General features: G+C 73.1%; 14 protein-coding genes. 8 read left to right on the top strand and 6 right to left on the bottom strand.

The genetic code is table 11. From position 1 onward, the window contains the following. Positions 1 to 70: 70 nt before the first annotated feature. Complete coding sequence (locus tag ACFWMZ_RS16360; RefSeq protein ID WP_383180668.1) at positions 71 to 835, top strand: DUF4232 domain-containing protein; 765 nt, start codon at positions 71 to 73, stop codon at positions 833 to 835. Between the two features lie 86 nt (positions 836 to 921). Here ACFWMZ_RS16360 and ACFWMZ_RS16355 read toward each other — a convergent pair whose 3' ends face one another. Next, on the bottom strand, positions 922 to 1,188 hold the full coding sequence (locus ACFWMZ_RS16355; protein WP_383180665.1) for a GlsB/YeaQ/YmgE family stress response membrane protein: 267 nt from the start codon (positions 1,186 to 1,188) through the stop codon (positions 922 to 924). 322 nt (positions 1,189 to 1,510) lie between these two features. Between ACFWMZ_RS16355 and ACFWMZ_RS16350 the strand changes: the two genes are divergently transcribed. Next, positions 1,511 to 2,359, top strand: a complete 849-nt coding sequence (locus ACFWMZ_RS16350) for a class I SAM-dependent methyltransferase (protein ID WP_383202146.1) — start codon at positions 1,511 to 1,513, stop codon at positions 2,357 to 2,359. A 100-nt stretch (positions 2,360 to 2,459) separates the two neighbouring features. Here the strand turns inward: ACFWMZ_RS16350 and ACFWMZ_RS16345 are convergent, their stop codons facing one another. Further along, entirely contained in the window at positions 2,460 to 2,843 is a 384-nt protein-coding gene (locus ACFWMZ_RS16345) for a VOC family protein (protein ID WP_383180660.1), read from the bottom strand. Positions 2,844 to 2,962: 119 nt separating this feature from the next. Between ACFWMZ_RS16345 and ACFWMZ_RS16340 the strand changes: the two genes are divergently transcribed. Continuing rightward, complete coding sequence (locus ACFWMZ_RS16340; protein WP_383180657.1) at positions 2,963 to 3,925, top strand: PI-PLC domain-containing protein; 963 nt, start codon at positions 2,963 to 2,965, stop codon at positions 3,923 to 3,925. A 113-nt stretch (positions 3,926 to 4,038) separates the two neighbouring features. Continuing rightward, complete coding sequence (locus ACFWMZ_RS16335; protein ID WP_383180653.1) at positions 4,039 to 4,371, top strand: SCO4225 family membrane protein; 333 nt, start codon at positions 4,039 to 4,041, stop codon at positions 4,369 to 4,371. Between the two features lie 12 nt (positions 4,372 to 4,383). Here the strand turns inward: ACFWMZ_RS16335 and ACFWMZ_RS16330 are convergent, their stop codons facing one another. Next, a complete protein-coding gene (locus ACFWMZ_RS16330) occupies positions 4,384 to 5,463 on the bottom strand; it encodes an NlpC/P60 family protein (RefSeq protein WP_383180650.1) in 1,080 nt (359 codons plus the stop codon). Positions 5,464 to 6,045: 582 nt separating this feature from the next. Between ACFWMZ_RS16330 and ACFWMZ_RS16325 the strand changes: the two genes are divergently transcribed. Continuing rightward, positions 6,046 to 6,399, top strand: a complete 354-nt coding sequence (locus tag ACFWMZ_RS16325; protein WP_383180647.1) for a hypothetical protein — start codon at positions 6,046 to 6,048, stop codon at positions 6,397 to 6,399. Positions 6,400 to 6,510: 111 nt separating this feature from the next. On the opposite strand, the gene ACFWMZ_RS16320 is transcribed toward ACFWMZ_RS16325, so the two are convergent. Further along, the gene (locus ACFWMZ_RS16320) at positions 6,511 to 7,698 is read right to left on the bottom strand and encodes an NlpC/P60 family protein (protein ID WP_383202142.1); all 1,188 of its coding nucleotides are present in this window, start codon (positions 7,696 to 7,698) and stop codon (positions 6,511 to 6,513) included. A 686-nt stretch (positions 7,699 to 8,384) separates the two neighbouring features. On the opposite strand from ACFWMZ_RS16320, the gene pcrA reads away from it, so the two are divergent. Both pcrA and ACFWMZ_RS16310 read left to right on the top strand, forming a co-directional pair. Beyond that, the gene (pcrA, locus tag ACFWMZ_RS16315) at positions 8,385 to 10,934 is read left to right on the top strand and encodes a DNA helicase PcrA (protein ID WP_383202140.1); all 2,550 of its coding nucleotides are present in this window, start codon (positions 8,385 to 8,387) and stop codon (positions 10,932 to 10,934) included. 299 nt (positions 10,935 to 11,233) lie between these two features. Beyond that, positions 11,234 to 12,526 (top strand): glutaminase, encoded by a 1,293-nt coding sequence (locus ACFWMZ_RS16310; protein ID WP_383180638.1) that lies wholly within the window; start codon positions 11,234 to 11,236, stop codon positions 12,524 to 12,526. A 36-nt stretch (positions 12,527 to 12,562) separates the two neighbouring features. On the opposite strand, the gene ACFWMZ_RS16305 is transcribed toward ACFWMZ_RS16310, so the two are convergent. Both ACFWMZ_RS16305 and ACFWMZ_RS16300 read right to left on the bottom strand, forming a co-directional pair. Continuing rightward, positions 12,563 to 14,263 carry a M23 family metallopeptidase gene (locus ACFWMZ_RS16305; RefSeq protein WP_383202137.1) on the bottom strand — a complete coding sequence of 567 codons (1,701 nt, stop codon included), beginning with the start codon at positions 14,261 to 14,263 and terminating at the stop codon, positions 12,563 to 12,565. A 443-nt stretch (positions 14,264 to 14,706) separates the two neighbouring features. After that, the gene (locus ACFWMZ_RS16300; RefSeq protein WP_383202210.1) at positions 14,707 to 15,555 is read right to left on the bottom strand and encodes an esterase/lipase family protein; all 849 of its coding nucleotides are present in this window, start codon (positions 15,553 to 15,555) and stop codon (positions 14,707 to 14,709) included. Between the two features lie 900 nt (positions 15,556 to 16,455). Between ACFWMZ_RS16300 and ACFWMZ_RS16295 the strand changes: the two genes are divergently transcribed. After that, on the top strand, positions 16,456 to 16,866 hold the full coding sequence (locus ACFWMZ_RS16295; RefSeq protein ID WP_383180633.1) for a cobalamin B12-binding domain-containing protein: 411 nt from the start codon (positions 16,456 to 16,458) through the stop codon (positions 16,864 to 16,866). Positions 16,867 to 17,152 lie beyond the last annotated feature (286 nt).

The raw sequence follows: 17,152 nt of genomic DNA, 5'->3' as shown, positions 1-17,152 counted from the left end.
GCGCCGTCGCCCCCCGGCCGGGCGGCGGCGCCTGGTGCAGTGGCACGGCCCGGCGGGTAACCGCATCAGCATGAGCCATACACACAAGGGCGAGGGACGGACTCTGCGGGGCAAAGGGGAAGAGGGGCGGACGGGGGCGCGTCAGCGGCTACGGGCCCGGCCGGGCTGGGGCGCCCTCGTGGCGGTCGCCTGCGCGGCCTCGCTGACCGCGTGCGGCGGCAGCGGCGGCGCGGAAGCGGCCGCCGACGGGACGGGGAGCGCGGCGGGGGCCTCACCCGCCACCACCGCCCCGGCCGAGTCCGCCGCCCCCTCCGAGCCGACGGGTACGCCTCCGACGAGTGGGGCCCCGCCCAGCCAGGACCCCGGCGGCGACGCGCCCCAGAGCCCCACGCCCCCCACCGAGCGGCCAGGCGCCGTCGGCAGGTGCGAGGCGTCGGGGCTGGCGCTCGCGCTGGAGGCCGACGGGCAGGAGATGAACAGCAAGTACTTCGATCTGCGTCTGACCAACACCGGCGCCGAGCCCTGCGACCTCGTCGGCCACCCCGGGGTCTCCCTGCTGGACGCCGACGGGAAGCGCGTCGGCGAGCCCGCCACCCGGAGCAACGACGGGGCGGGCGGCGGGGGCCCGGTCCGCCTGAAGCCCGGGCAGGCGGCCCACGCGACGGTGAAGACGGCGGGCGAGGGCGTCACCGACGGTGCCTGCTGGCCCGAGGCCGCGGCCCTGCTCGTCTACCCGCCCGGCTCGAAGCAGACGGTCACCACGCGGAGCCTGGGCGGCCTGCGGGTCTGCGGCGACAGCTTCCAGGTGGGGCCGGTGGGCGACCGGGCGCCCTGACCCGCCGCCCGCACACGCGGCAGGCGGCCACGAGGAGTCTCCTCGTAGCCGCCTGTGGCCGTCGGCAGCAGCCTGCCGGGAGCGGGTCAGCGCGCTCGGTTCCCGGTGATGAGGCGGTAGATCAGCAGCACGATCACCGAGCCGACGATGGCGGCGATCCAGGTCGACAGGTGGAAGAACCCGTTGATCGAGTCGACGCCGAAGATGACCTTGCCGAGCCAGCCGCCCAGCAGACCTCCCACGATGCCGATCACCATCGTGATCAGGCAGCCCCCGGGGTCCCTGCCGGGAGTCAGTGCTTTGGCGATGGCGCCGGCGATGAGGCCGATCAGGATCCAGGCGATGATGCCCATGAGCGCGTCCTTTGCTTTCTCTCGGTCTGCCCTGTAGCCGCTACTACACGAGTGTCGTACGTGAGCCCTCATGCCCCACGCGCGCCGACCCATGTCCACCCGAGCGGGCTCCGGCTCGGCTTCGGCGACACCGCCACCGTGCGTGACGACCGGCGGTGGTGCGGGCGAGGCGCGCCCGGGCGTCACCCGTGCGACGCGCGCCCGGGCGTCACCCGTGCGAGGCGCGCCGCCCCCACTGCCGCCAAATCCGACATAGCGGACATTAGACTCTGTCGCCGCGGTGATCCACGGGACCGCGAGCCGCCTCTCCCCGGGAGCGCACGTGCCGAGGAAGAACCTGACCGCCAACCGGAGGACGCTGGCCCATCGCGTCCGTTACGCCGTCCGCCACCCGGACCGGGTGCCCCGCTTCCTCGCCCGCGCCGGGCGGGACACGTGGCTGCGGCTGCGGCACCGGAGCCACGTCGACTACTACCGGGCCGTGATGCGCCACGACACGGCGGCCAGCCCCGAGGCCGCGGTGGGCAGCAAGTCCCATGACCGCTGGCTGGCCCTCGGCGCCCTCCAGTTCGACTACCTGACCGGCCACGGCCTGCGGCCCGAGGACCGGATGCTGGAGATCGGCTGCGGCAACCTGCGCGGCGGCTGGCGCTTCATCGAGTACCTGGAGACGGGCCACTACTACGGCCTCGACATCTCGCCGGACATCCTCTTCGCCGCCCAGCAGACCCTGGTCGACCGGCGCCTCCAGGAGAAGCTTCCCCGGCTCACCCCCGTCCGCGACCTGACCTTCGCCTTCCTGCCCGAGGCGCACTTCCGCGTCGTGCACGCGCACAGCGTCTTCTCGCACTCGCCGATCGAGGTCATCGACGAGTGCCTGGCACACGTCGGCCGCGTCCTGCGCCCCGACGGTTGGTTCGACTTCACCTTCGACCGTACGGAGAAGGAGGAGCACCACGTGCTGCGCGAGGACTTCTACTACCGCACCGAGACGCTGACGGCTTTGGCGGAGAAGCACGGCTTCACGGCCGAGTTCATGGAGGACTGGGAGGCGCTGCCGCACGGCCAGTCGAAGCTGCGCGTCCGGCCCCGTGCGGCCCGTCCGGCTGCCACGCCCGGAGCCGTCGACCCGGCCGGCCCGGGCGCGGTGGCGGGGGCACCGGCCTCGTAGGGCCGCCCTTCAGCCGCCGTCGGGTGAGCCGGCGGCCCAGGGCGTTCGGGCCGCTTGCGGATCTCCCGGCCCTCATGATGAAGCAGGGTCCGGGAGCGGGTCAGAGCCGCGGGATCCGGGCGCGCAGGAGGCAGAACTCGTTGCCCTCGGGGTCGGCCAGGACGTGCCAGTTCTCGTCACCGGTCTGGCCGACGTCGGCGGGCCGGGCACCGAGCGAGAGCAGGCGCTCCACCTCGGCGTCCTGGTCGCGGTCGGTCGGGCTGACGTCGAGGTGCAGGCGGAGCCGCTCGGGGCGCGGGTCGCTGCTCGGGCTGAGGACGAGGGTGGGCTGCGGGCCGCCGAAACCGGTGCCGGGCGGCCCGATCTCGATGCTTCCGTCGGCCTCCCGGCCGAGTTCGACGTAGCCGAGGACCCCGCTCCAGAAGACGGCGAGCCGTTCGGCGTCGGCGGCGTCGATGACCAGCTCACTGATGCGGCATGCCATGCCCGTCAGTGTACGGATCACGACGGTCCCGGACGGGCACCCTGGCCCGGCGGCAGGTTCTGTGCCACTCTCCCCAACGGGCGTACGGACGCCCGGAGTTCGGCGGAGAGGGGAACTCGGTGCGGGCACGTCGTACGTTCACGGGCTGGTGCGCGGCCTCGGCCGTGGCCATGGCCCTGGCGCTGACCACCCTCACCGGCCAGGCGTCCGCCGCCGGGCGCGAGCCGATGCCCGCCGACCCGACCCTCGCCGACCTGACCTTCCTCACCGCGCACAACGCCATGCACAACACCGAGGACCAGCGGAAGCCCACCCTCGCCGCCCCCAATCAGCCGCACCGCGTCAGCACCCAGCTGGCCGACGGCGTACGGGCGCTGATGCTGGACGCGCACCACGCGGGCGGCCGGGTGCGGATGTGCCACGACATCCCCGTCCTCAACCCTTGCGGCGGCAACGTCGAGGCGGCCGCGGTCTTCGAGGACATCGCCGCCTTCCTGGAGCGCGACACGGAGGCCGTGGTCACCGTCTTCCTGGAGGACTACACCACCGCCGACCAGCTCACCCAGGAGCTGGGCGACCTCCTCGGCCCCGACGGCCGACTCGGCGGCACGGTCTTCCGCCCGGACGCCGCCGGGGTGCGCGAGAACGGCTGGCCCACGGTCAGCTCCCTGCGCGCCTCCGGGCAGCGCCTCCTCCTCTTCACCGACGACACCGCCGCCTCCAGCCGCGACCACGGCAAGAACCGCCTCGGCTTCATGAGCCAGAAGGAGTGGACGGTGGAGAACTACTGGTCGATGGGCGGCGGCATCGGCGACGCCGACTGGTCCTGCTACAGCCGCTGGGACGACCTCCCCCTCACCCAGGAGGAACCCGGCTTCCGCCGCCTCTTCGTGATGAACCACTTCCGCGACATCCCGATGTACCCGACCTACGCCAACGACAACGCCAAACTCCGGGACCGCGCCGAGAACCACTGCCTCCCCGCCGCCGGGAAGAAGCCCAACTTCCTCGCCGTCGACCAGTACCGCGACGGCACCCCCATGGCGGCCGTGGACGCGCTCAACACCTACACCTACAGGTAGGACGCCCCCGGGCGACGTGAGTACGTCTACTCAGGCGGCAGCACCTCCACCCTGAAAACGTGGGAGCCGGCACCACCAGTCGACACCACCCACGGATTTCCGGAGGCCCTGACATGGCTGCCGCACAGCGTCCCGCCGGTACGCCCTTCCGCCGCTCCCTGCTCAACCCGGCCGCCCTCGGCTACCTGGCCGTCGTCGCCGCCGTCTGGGTCTGGATCGGCGTGGACACCCTGCTGGTCGACCACGCGGACGCCAGCCTGGCCGGCGTCTGGGGCTTCCTCGTCACGGCCCCGACCTCCTTCCTCTTCGCCGCCCTGCCCGGCCCGCTGCCACTCATCGGCGTGGCCGTCGGCGCCCTCGTACAGGCGCTGGCACTGGGAGCGGCGTACCGCCGGCTGGCGGGACGGACGCGGGGGGAGGGGGACGCGGGGGCCAGGCATGCCTGAGCCCGCCCGCCCTCACCCCACCCGCGCCGCCCCCGCGAACGGCATCTCGGTGATCGGGGCGATCCGTACCGGGGCGTTCGGGTTGGGGGCGTGGATCATCTGGCCGTTACCGATGTAGAGGCCGACGTGGCTGAGGGAGGAGTAGAAGAAGACCAGGTCGCCGGGGGCGAGCTGGGAGCGGGAGACGCGTTGGCCGGCGTTGATCTGGGTGTAGGTGGTGCGGGGGAGCGAGACGCCGGCGGCGCGCCAGGCGGCCTGGGTCAGGCCCGAGCAGTCGAAGGCGTTCGGGCCGGTGGCGCCCCAGACGTACGGCTTGCCGAGGGCGGTGTGCGCGAAGGCGACGGCCTGGGCGGCGCGGGCGTTGGGGGCCTTGACCGAGGCGGCGGGCCGGGCCTGGCCGCGGGAGGCGCGCGGGTCCTCGCCGGTGACCTCGGCGCGCTCGGCGGCGGTGAGGCGGGCGAGGAGGGCACGGGACTCGGCGAGCTTGCCGGTGACCGTCTTCTTGTGCGCCCGCAGCTCGCCGCGACGTTTCTCCAGCCCCGCCAGGACGGTGTCGGCCTCGGTGCGGAGCTGGTCGACGGCGCGCATCCGCTGGCGTACCCCGGCGATCTCGGCGGACTGGCGCCCGGCGGCGCGGTCGGCGCGGGCGGCCCGGTCGAGGTAGCCGTCGGGGTCCGAGGTGAGGAAGAGCTCGACGGCCGGGTCCACGGCGCCGGCGCGGTACTGCGCGGCGGCGGTGGCGCCCAGCGAGGTGCGGGCCTGGCTGAGCTGGGCGGTGCGGCGGGCGGCCTCGTCCTGGAGCTGGTCGAGTCGGCGCTCGGCCTTGTCGGCCTTCTCCTTGGCCCCGTTGTACTTCTCGGTGGCGATCTCGGCCTCCCGGTGCAGCCGGTCGACCTTCGCCTTGACCTGCGCGGGCGTCGGGTCGGGCGCGGCCTGGGCCGCGGGCGACCCCGCGACGACCGTCCCGGCCGCTCCGGCGAGGGCCAGCGCGGTGGCGGTGGCGGTGCGCAGTGTGGCTCCCGGAGTGAGGCGCCCGGGGGCGGGGAGAGTCACCGCCATCTTGCGGAATCGAGGCTTCCGGTGCGAGGCCACAGCGCACGCGTCCTTCCGGTCGGGGTCAGGGGGCGAGCCGGGTTCCGGCGGAGCCCGCACAGGGGGGCGGGTGCCGCCGGGCCGTCTCGGTGGCGCGGCCGGTGCCGTTGGACTATGCCGGGTGCCGGATGCGCCACGGAGGAGCTAAGCCCGGATGTCACGGCCCGGTGACGGATTGTGCGCAAACGTCCGAACGGAAGCGGACCCCGACCGCTTGCGACTACTTCCATCCCGCCCCTGTACCGCCTCCAGGGACCCCATGATCGAACGCCTTCCGAGACCACACGGCCGAACGCCTTCCGACACCACATGGCCGAACGCCCCACGGGCCGGGAACGCCCGCCAGGCTCGGAACGCCCTCCGGCCTGGAACGCCCCCCAAGTCGGAGCGACCTGCCAAGCCCGGCCGGCGCTTGAGGCCAGTCAGTGACCGCGACCAAGGACCTCACGCGAGCCCGCCCCCCGAGCCTCACCCGAACTGCCCGGCGCCGGTGCCGATACGGCTGAGGCGCTGAGAACGCCGCCCTCCGCGCCGTGGCCCTGGTGGGCCGGGGGTGTCAGGGGCCCCGTTAAGGTGCGGGCCATGGACGTCCTCATCAATGTGTTTGTCGGCCTGCACATCATCGGTATCGCCTCCCTCCTGGGAGGCTTCCTCACCCAGATGAAGGCGATCGGCGCGGGCACGGCCCGCTTCGTGCCCGCCATGCTCCACGGCGCCCTCACCATGCTGGTCACCGGCATCGTCCTGGTCGGCCTCAACGAGATGGACGGCGGCACCCTCAACCACATGAAGGTCGGCATCAAGCTGCTGGTCCTCATAGTGATCCTCGGCCTGGTCTACGTGAAACGCGACGACGAGAAGGTCGACAAGGGCGTCTTCGCCGCCGTCGGCGGCCTCACCGTCCTCAACATCTTCATCGCCACCCTCTGGACCTGACCCCCGCGCCCACCGGGCCCGCCACGCAGGCCGCGACACACGGCGAAGGCCGGGTTCCCACCGTCGACCCACGGTGCGGAACCCGGCCTTCGCCGTGCGGGGCGGTCCGGGTCAGGCCGGCCGCACCACGCTGTGGATCGGCATGTAGTAGATCGACTCCACCCGGACGTCGGCGCCGGGCTTCGGCGCGTGGATCATCTCGCCGCCGCCGATGTAGACGCCGACGTGGCTGATGTCGTCGTAGAAGAAGACCAGGTCGCCGGGTTGCGCGGAGTCGACGGAGACCTGCTGGCCGACGCCGACCTGGTCCCAGGTGGTGCGGGGCAGCGAGATCCCGGCGGTCTTCCAGGCGGCCTGGGTGAGGCCCGAGCAGTCGAACGAGTCGGGTCCGGCCGCGCCCCACACGTACGGCTTGCCCATCTGGGCGCGGGCGAAGGCGATCGCCTTCTCGGCCTTGGCCGCGTACGAGGAGTCGGGGGCCGTGGAGCCGCCGCCGGAGCCGGACCCCGTTCCGGAGCCGGAACCCGACCCGGACCCCGAGCCCGACCCGGCCTCCTCGCGCTCCTTCTCCTCGGCCTCCTCCCGGGCCTTGCGCTCGGCCTCCTCCTTCTCGGCCCGCTCCTTCGCCTTGCGTTCGGCCTCCGCCTGCTTCTTCCGCTCGATCTCGGCGAGCCGCGCCTTCTCCTCGGCGGTCAGCTCGGAGAGCAGGGTGCGGGCCTCGGCGAGCTTGCCCTGCACCTCGCGCTTGGTGTCCTTGAGGGTGCGCTGCGACTCGGTGAGGCTCTCCAGCTGGCGGGCGGCCTTGGCGCGCTCGCGGCCCGCCTCGGCCTGCTGGGCCTGGTAGTCGTCGATGACCGCCTTCTGCCGCTGGGTGAGGCGGTTCATCAGCTGGCTCTGGTCGAACCAGCTCTGCGGGTCGTCGGCGAGCAGCAGGGTGGCGGTCCCGGACATGCCGCCGCTGCGGTACTGGGCGGCGGCGAAGGAGCCCAGCTCCCCGCGGGCCGCGTTCAGCTTGTCGGCCCGCTTGGCGACGCTGTCCAGCAGCTTGTCGACCTTGGCGCGCTGGGTCCTGGTCCGCTCCTCGGCCGCGTTGTACTTCTGGGTGGCCGTGCCGGCCTCGCGGTAGAGGCGGTCCACCTTCTTCTGCACCTCCTCCAGGGAGGGCTTCGCCACCGGACGCTGCGGGGCGGCCTGTGCGGTCTGCGACAGCAGGGCCACCGAGGTGAGGGCGGCGGTGGTGAGGCCGAGGGCACCGGCGGTGCGGTTGCGCGGGGCGCGGGGCTTGCGATGCGACGCCAAGGCGGCAACTCCTTCCGTGGACCGCCTGCCGGGTCAGGGACGCCCTCGCAGTCCCGCGCGGCGCCCGCGGCGCCCGGCACGCACTCCCGCCGCACCGGGCGAAGGCACGAGTACGTCCGGTACGAGCGCCTTCGCCCGGCACGCCGAGAGCACGCACCGGACACCGCGGACACCGCACAGGACTGCGAAGACACCCCTGGCTGTCGGGTTCGGGCGTACGGAAGGCTGCCCTACGGTTCGACGGCCGGGCCCGGCTGCGAGCCCGGCTCCGTGTCGGGTACCGATTCACCCCGGTGGTGCGCGGTGGGTCCCCGGCTCCGGGGCCCGTGGAGGCGTACCGGATTCGGCAGGGGGCGGTTCGCTCCGGCGCGAGTCGCCGGCGGGGGACGTACCGACCCGGCCAGCACGCTAGCCAACTCGTGTGGTGCCTGTGAAGGTTGATGTGCGATATGCCCGATACGTTTTCGTTATCTTGTCGGTGGACGGACGGAAAGCGGGGCCGGAGCGGTGCGGGGCGATCGGTGAGCGGTCGCCGGGCAGGTCGGCGAGGGCGGCTTCCGGGAGTGACCTGGCGCACGCCGTCGGCTCCCTTTCGTGTCCGGTACGTCACGTTCCCCCTGCCCGTCGGCGCCCGTCCTGCGAAGTCCGGGCCGGTTGTCGGCGGGGCGCCCTAGACTCGGTAGGCGATGAGCAGCCTCTTTGACGACAGCTTCCTGGCCGACCTCCACTCCTCGGCGCCCTCCGCCCGGCTCGGGGACGAGCCGCCGCCCCCGCCCGAGGAGGAGGCACCGGAGGAGATCCCGGCCGACCTGTTCGGCGGGAAGTTCGACGCGCCCGCGGACCGGGACGCGTACTACCGGGACGGCGCCCCGCGTCCGGCCGTCGACCCGGCCACCCTGCTCCACGGGCTCAACGACGAGCAGCGCGCCGCCGTCGTCCACAGCGGGTCGCCGCTGCTCATCGTCGCCGGAGCCGGTTCCGGCAAGACCCGCGTGCTCACCCACCGCATCGCCCACCTGCTCGGCGAGCGCGGCGTGCACCCCGGCCAGATCCTCGCGATCACCTTCACCAACAAGGCCGCGGGCGAGATGAAGGAGCGCGTCGAGGAGCTGGTCGGCCCGCGCGCCAACGCCATGTGGGTCTCCACCTTCCACAGCGCCTGCGTGCGCATCCTGCGCCGCGAGTCGAAGCACCTCGGCTTCACCTCGTCGTTCTCGATCTACGACGCGGCCGACTCCAAGCGGCTGATGGCCCTGGTCTGCCGCGACCTCGACCTCGACCCGAAGCGCTTCCCGCCGAAGTCCTTCACGGCCAAGGTCTCGAACCTCAAGAACGAGCTGGTCGACCCGGAGGACTTCGCGGCCCAGGCGGCTGGGGGCACCTCCCAGACGGAGTCTGGGGGAGGCTTCGAGCAGACGCTGGCGCAGGCGTACACGATGTACCAGTCCCGGCTGCGTGAGGCGAACGCGCTGGACTTCGACGACATCATCATGACGACGGTGCACCTGCTCCAGGCGTTCCCCGACGTCGCCGACCACTACCGGCGCCGCTTCCGGCACGTCCTCGTCGACGAGTACCAGGACACCAACCACGCCCAGTACTCGCTGGTCAGGGAATTGGTCGGCACCCCGGCCGACCGCCCGGTGGACGTCCCCGAGGGCGCCGAGTCCGACCACGACCCGCTCCACCCGGCGCCCGAGCCGGCCGAGCTGTGCGTGGTGGGCGACGCCGACCAGTCGATCTACGCCTTCCGCGGCGCCACCATCCGCAACATCCTCCAGTTCGAGGAGGACTACCCGAACGCCACCACGATCCTTCTGGAGCGGAACTACCGCTCCACCCAGACGATCCTCACCGCGGCCAACGCCGTCATCGAGCGGAACGAGAACCGCCGCCCGAAGAACCTCTGGACCGACGCCGGAGCGGGCGCCGGGATCACCGGATACGTCGCGGACACCGAGCACGACGAGGCCCAGTTCGTCGCCGAGGAGATCGACCGGCTGACCGACGCGGGCGACGCCAAGGCAGGCGACATCGCCGTCTTCTACCGCACCAACGCCCAGTCCCGTGTCTTCGAGGAGATCTTCATCCGGGTCGGCCTGCCCTACAAGGTCGTCGGCGGCGTCCGCTTCTACGAGCGCAAGGAGGTCCGCGACGTCCTCGCCTACCTGCGCGTCCTTGCCAACCCGGAGGACAGCGTCTCCCTGCGCCGCATCCTCAACACCCCCAAGCGCGGCATCGGCGACCGCGCCGAGGCGATGATCGACGCCCTCGCGCAGCGCGAGCGGGCCAGCTTCCCGCAGGCCCTGCGCCGGGTCGACGAGGCGTACGGCATGGCGGCCCGCTCGGCCAACGCCGTCAAGCGGTTCAACACGCTGATGGAGGAGCTGCGCACGGTGGTCGAGTCCGGCGCCGGGCCCGCCACCGTCCTGGAAGCGGTCATGGAGCGCACCGGCTACCTCGCCGAACTCCAGGCATCCACCGACCCGCAGGACGAGACCCGCATCGAGAACCTCCAGGAGCTGGCCGCCGTCGCCCTGGAGTTCGAGCAGGACCGCAGCGAGGAGGAGGGTACCGGGACGCTCCCCGAGTTCCTGGAGCAGGTCGCCCTGGTCGCCGACTCCGATCAGATCCCCGACGAGGACGAGGACGGCTCCGGCGTCATCACCCTGATGACCCTGCACACCGCCAAGGGCCTGGAGTTCCCCGTCGTCTTCCTCACCGGCATGGAGGACGGCGTCTTCCCGCACATGCGCGCCCTCGGCCAGACCAAGGAGCTGGAGGAGGAGCGCCGCCTCGCCTACGTCGGCATCACCCGCGCCCGCGAGCGGCTCTACCTCACCCGCGCCGCCATGCGCAGCGCCTGGGGCCAGCCCTCGTACAACCCGCCCTCCCGTTTCCTGGAGGAGATCCCCGAGCAGCACCTGAAGTGGAAGCGGACCGGCGCCATGGGCGCGCCGGCCGCCGCGAGCCCCCGCGGCCCGGCCGGTTCGATCGCCTCCTCGCTCTCCTCCTCCACCCGCGCCAAGGGCGCCCCGGCCTTCGCCACCCGCCGCGCCTCCGAGCAGCCGGTCGCCTCGCTCGCCGTCGGCGACCGCGTCAGCCACGACCAGTTCGGCCTGGGCACGGTCGTCGGCGTCAAGGGCGCCGGGTCGGCCGCCGAGGCCACCGTCGACTTCGGCGGGGAGAAGCCGAAGCGGCTGCTGCTGCGGTACGCGCCGGTCGAGAAGCTGTAGCCCGGGCAGGGCCGGGACCGGGGCGGCGGCGTGCCCCGGTCCCGCCCGGGGCCTGGACGACGCCGTCGAGACTGATGAACTCGATGATGACGATGCGCATGGCGGGTGCTCCTCGGGTCGGTCCGTCCGGCGGTCCGGTCAGCGGACGGGGTAAGCGTTACAGCAGTACAGACCCGTGCGGCGCCCGGAAATCATCGCGTCGCGGCGCCTTTTCCGCCGGGTCCTCGCCCACACTGGGCGGGCGCGGTCCCGAGGCGGCCGGAGGGGCACGCCGGGCAGGCCGCCGGGAGGAGCGAGGCGTGCGGTCACCGATTCCGGAGTACCTGGACGAGGTCCTCCAGAACTGCGCGGGCGACCGGGCGGGGGCCGTCGCCGACTACGTACCGGAGCTGGCCGCCGCCGACACCGAGCAGCTCGCCGTCGCCGTCTCGGCGGTCGACGGCACGGTCTACGAGGCGGGTGACAGCCGGACCCCGTTCACCGTCCAGTCGATCTCGAAGCCGTTCGTCTACGCCCTCGCCCTCGCCGACCGGGGCTGCGAGGCGGTCCTCGCCAAGATCGGCGTGGAGCCCTCCGGCGAGGCCTTCAACGAGCTCTCGCTGGAACAGGGCTCCGCCCGTCCCCGCAACCCCATGATCAACGTCGGCGCCCTCACCGCCCACACCCTCGCCGGACCCCGCGGCGCCCCGCGCGAGGAGCGGTTCGAGCGGATCGTCTCCGGCATCTCCGCCTTCGCCGGGCGTCGCCTGGAGATCGACGAGGCGGTCTGCCGCTCCGAGATGGACACCGCCCACCGCAACCTCGCCATCGCCCACATGTTGCGCGGCTACGACGTCATCCAGGAGGACGCCCCGCAGGTCGTCCGCGACTACATCCGCCAGTGCTCCCTGCTGGTCACCACCCGCGACCTGGCTTTGATGGCCGCCACCCTCGCCAACGGCGGCGTCCAGCCCGTCACCGGCGAACGCGTGGTGAGCCGCGAGGTGGTCCGGCAGGTCCTCAGCGTCATGACCACCTGCGGCATGTACGACGCGGCGGGGGACTGGGTCTCCACCGTCGGCATCCCCGCCAAGAGCGGCGTCTCCGGCGGCGTCCTCGGCGCGCTCTCCGGCCAGGTCGGCATCGGCGCCTTCTCCCCGCGCCTGGACCGGCACGGCAACAGCGTGCGCGGCGTCCGCGTCTGCGAACGGCTCTCCGCCGACATGGGCCTGCACATGATGGACGCCCCCGCCCCCGCCCGCTCCGTGCTGCGAGGCGGCCGCGTCCTGCACGGCCCGGGCAGCAGGACGGCGCTGATCTACGAGTTGCAGGGCACCATCCAGTTCGCGGGCGCCGAACGCCTGGTGCACGGCATCGCCCACACCCCGCCAGGACACAACGAGGTCGGCCTCGACCTCACCCGGGTCTACTCCGTCAACGCGGTCGCCCGCCGCATGATCCTGGAGACCGTCCGCCGCCTCACCCGCGACGGCCACGCCGTCACCCTGATCGACCCGGACGGTGTCCTGCCCGACCCCGACGCGGGCGACGGGATCCGGCCACGCGTGGTCAGCGTCTGGGAGTGGGGGCAGGCGCCCGGCGCCGACAGCTGACGGGCTGGACGAACGGCGGCCCCGGCGCCGGAGCGCCTACTGCGGGTCGAGGCCGTGGCTGCGGAACCAGGCGAGCGGGTCGATGGAGGCGCCACCGCCCGGGCGGACCTCGAAGTGCAGGTGCGGGCCGGTCGACTTGCCGGAGGTGCCGGCGTGGCCGATCGTCGTTCCGGCCTTGACCTCGCCGCTCTGCATCGTCGTGCTCGACAGGTGGCAGTACCAGGTCTCCGTGCCGTCCTTGGCGGTGACGATGGCCATGTTGCCGTAGGCGTCGTTCCACTGCGTGCGGACCGTGCCGTCGGTCGCCGCCATCACCGGCGTGCCGTGCGAGACGGGGAAGTCGATGCCGGTGTGCACGGAGAGCCAGTTGATACCGGCCTGCCCGTAGTAGGCGCTCAGGCCGTGCTGCGCCACCGGGAGGGCGAATTTCGGCCGCAGTCGTTCGGCGCGGGCCGCCTCCTCGGCGGCCTTCTTCCGGGCGACCTCCTGGCGTTCCTTGAGGTCGATGCGTTCCTGCGTCCGGCTGGCCCGGTCCGCGAAACTGCTGACGTCCGCCTGGAGGTTGGAGAGCTGCGTGTCGAGCGTCCGGTTGGCGACGGCGGGCTTCACCGCGTTCGCGTCCGGCGCGGCCTGCGTCGTCGTCCGGTCCTGCTCGTCACCGCCGAGGTCGCCGACGGAGGCCGCGGCGATCCCGGTCACGCCCATGACGCAGACCGAGGGCACCGCCACGGTCAGCAGCGCCGACCGCTTGGCGGGCTGCCGCCGCCGGGAACGTCCGCCCCGGGCCGCCTGCCGCCCGACGACCACCGCTCGCCCGTCGCCCGCGCCCTCGCCGTCCTCGTACGGGTCGTAGTACGCGGCCGGCCCGTCGTCGTCCACGCCGTCGGCCGCGTGCTCACGCGGATTGTCGGCCTCCGCGCCGTCGGCGTGCCCGGCCTCGGGGGCCTCGTCGGCGGCGGCGTCGTGCGCGGCCGTCTGCCAGGCGCCGGTGTCGAACTGGCCGGTGTCGAACTGGCCGGTGTCGAACTGGCCGGTGTCGAATGGAGTCTGCTCGAACGAGGCCGTCTCGAACTGGCCGGTTTCGTACGAGGCCGTCTCGAAGGAGTGCTGCTCCGGATCGGGCGTGGCGGCGGGCTGCCCGGTGGCGGGGTCCCAGCTCTGCGTGGTGTCCCACTGGCCGGTGTTCCACTGGCCCGTCGTGTCCCACTGGCCGGTGTCGAACTGGCCGGTGGCGTCGTACGTGCCGGGCGGGGACCACGTGCCGGTCGTCTGGGCCACGCCGCCGGCGTCCGCCTGCTCGTAACCGGGGGTCGCCCACATGGCGGTCGTGTCGTACGTGCCGGTGCCGTACGCGAGGCCGCTGCCGGAGGTGTCGTACGCGCCCGTGTCGTACGGCGACGGCTGCGCCTGCTGGGCCGCGTACGGGTCGAAAGTCTGGGTGTGCTGCTCGGTGAGCGTGGCCGCCTGTCCGGCGTCCGTCCACTGGGTGGAGTCGTACTGGCCGGTGTCGTAGGCCCCGGTCGCGTAACCCGCGTTGCCGTAGAGCCCGCTCATCCCGGTGCCGTACGTGGCGTCGGCGGTGTAGGGGGCGGACTCCGGGGCAGACGCGCCGTAGCTCTCGTACCCGGTGTAGCCGAACTGCGCGTTCTGCTGGTCGTACGTGGCGTACTGCGGGTAGTCGGCGTCTGGAGCCGGGTCGGGGGTGTGCGTGCTCCCCGACGGGTGACGGTCGTTCACCAACTTCTCTTTCGCCTCGACAGCAGGGCTGGGGGTCTGGCGTGGGGCACCCCCAGAGGCAGAGCAGTGCGGCGACTGTACCCGCCGGTTCGTGGGCCCGACAATCTTCGGCAGGTTTCCTGCCGTTGAGAAAGGGGCATTCGGTCGCCTTTCGGGGGACGGCGGGCGCAGGCTTGGCCGGAGATTCGATTGCTGTTCGAATGCGGCGGGGTGTTCGGCGGTCCGGGTGAGGCGCCGGACGGTTGCGGCCGTTGCCGTTTCGAGTCCTGCTCGACGCGGGAGCGAGATGGCGAAGCGGGGTGAACGGGGCCAATCGGGCGCGTCGGGGCGACTCCACCGCAAGGTGATGGCCAAGGCATTGCGGGGGATGGGCGGGAGCCGGGGCTGCCGGTGGGGGCACGTGTGCGGGGCCGTACAGCCCGTCCGGCCGGGGTTCCGAGGGCTCAGGCGACCGTGCTGCCGGCGTCGTCCGGCTGTCCCGGGGTGGCGTGCGGAGTGGCGTGCGGAGCCGGTGCGGCCGCCTGGCGGGCGGGGGCTGCCAGGGCCTCACGCACCAGGCCGGTCACCGTGGGGTGGACCGGGAGGGTGAGGTGGCCGATGCCGGTGACCAGGACGTTCTCGCCGCTCAGGTCGGGGTGGTCGAGGCGGGCCGTGCTCGTCGGGACCATGACCTGGTCGAGATCGCTCCAGACGGAGACGAACCGGGTACGGCACCCCGGCGCCGGTCGCCGCAACTCCTCGATGACCGGCGACTCCGGACGCATCTGCCGCACGATCGGGTGCACGTCGGCGGGGCGTGCGACACGCGTACCGCTGTGCGGGGTGCCCAGGGTCACCAGGGTGCGGACCGTCGCGTCGCCGCCGAGTCGCTGCACGTAGTAGCGGGCGATCAGGCCGCCCAGGCTGTGCCCCACCACGTCGACTCGGGCCGCGCCCGTCCGCTTCCGCACCTCGGCGACGTGGCGCCCGAACAGTTCGGCCGCCGCCCTGAGGTCGCAGGTCAGCGGGGAGTGGTTGAGGGAGACCACCGCCCGGCGGGGATGCGCCGCGTGCCCGTCGCGCAGCAGGGCGCGGCGGAGCAGCACGAAGACGGACCGGTTGTCGGCGAAGCCGTGGAGGAGGACGGCCGGGGGGAGGGGGGCGTGGGGAGGGCGCGGGAGCTCGGTGGGAGGTGCCTGCGGTGGTGCGGGGCGGGGAGTCGGGGTGCGTGTGCGGCCGGGTGCCCGCGCGGGCGGTGAGGTGGAGAGGCGCTCCGCCGCCAATCCGGTCGGGTAGAGCGCGAGATGGGCCATCAGCACGGTGAACTCCAGGGCGGCCGCCCGGAGTAACGCCCTGGGGGCGTGTGGGGCGGGCGGAGCCTCGGGAGAGCCGTCAGCCTCTTCCGGGCCGGAGTGCGTGCCGGGGAGCTGGCCGTCCGGGCCCGGACTGAGGAGGGGGAGCGCGCGGAGGGCTCCGGCCGCCGCGGCTTCGGCGGTGGTGGTGAGCGAGGCGAGCCAGGTGGTGGGGCGGGAGACGGGGGAGTCAGCGGAGGCGGAGGAGTTGGGTGTGGCGGGGGTGGCGGGTGAGGCGGGGGCCGGGAGGAAGGGGAGAGCGGGAAGAGAGGGGAGAGAGGAGAGAGGCAGGGGGAGAAGGAAGGGCAGCGGCAGTGCTGGCATAGGCCGACCTCCGGCCGGAGTGCGGGAGCGGGGCGCGCTCGGCCGCGTGGACTCCTGGTCGGCCGCTTGCCGGCCACAGGTCCGGCGCCCGTCCGGCCCGCTGGTCAACCGTCGGTCCTGCGACGGCGATACGGCGGGCGGGGTACGGCGGGCGCCCGCGCCTCGCGCCGTACGACGGTCGGGGTGCGAGGGCCACGCGCCCTGCCGGGGTGGCTCGATTGTGGGGTCGGGCCTGGTTGTCGGGCGGGGCTGGGCGTGGCGGTCGGGAACGGGCCCGGTCCGCCGCATCACCGAGTGGGCCTTTCGGCGCCGGGCCATGGCGGCTGACAGTGGAGGTGAGGTGATGGTGTCACTGCGGCTACCCCCCGCTCCCCGCGCCGGTCCTGGGCCGGCCGAGCAGCGAGGCGAACGCGTCCCACGTGTGATTTCCCCCTCCCGCCTCACCCCGAAACTGCCGGTTGGGCGATGCTGGGGATAACGTTCGTTCACATTCCCGGCCCGTGAGGGTGCGCGAACATCTCGCTAATGGAGGCAGTGATGGGTGTGGCAGCCGGACCGATCCGCGTGGTGGTGGCCAAGCCTGGGCTCGACGGCCACGACCGTGGCGCCAAGGTCATCGCCAGGGCGCTGCGCGACGCGGGCATGGAGGTCATCTACACCGGGCTGCACCAGACGCCCGAGCAGATCGTGGACACCGCCATCCAGGAGGACGCCGACGCGATCGGCCTCTCCGTCCTCTCCGGCGCCCACAACACGCTCTTCGCCAAGGTCATCGAACTCCTCGCGGAGCGCGAGGCCTCCGACATCCGCCTCTTCGGCGGGGGGATCATTCCCGAGGAGGACATCCCGCTGCTCAAGGAGAAGGGCGTGGCCGAGATCTTCACCCCCGGCGCGACGACCGGGGCCATCGTGGAGTGGGTACGGGCCAACATCGGGGTGGAGCGGTAGGGAGTCGTCCTGCGGCGGCTCCGGGCAGCTCCGGGAGGCATCGGCCGAGGCGTCGGCACCCGGCACTGGCCTCGGCTGGGCGTGGCCCGGCTCGGGGACGGCGCCCGGCTCGGGGACGGCGCCCGGCTCGGGAACGGCTCGGGCGTGGCGCCCGGCTCGGGCACTGGCCCGGGCTTCAGTACTCGTCTCCGCCTGGCCCGGTTTCGGCACTGGCCCCGGTGCCGAGCGCGGGAGCTTGCCGGGAGCGGCGGCTGCGCGGTGGGGAGTTGGCCTTGGGCCTCCCCTC

Source organism: Streptomyces sp. NPDC058373, assembly GCF_042723275.1.
Taxonomy (GTDB): Bacteria; Actinomycetota; Actinomycetes; order Streptomycetales; family Streptomycetaceae; genus Streptomyces.
This window is presented reverse-complemented; position numbering and strand designations above follow the sequence as displayed.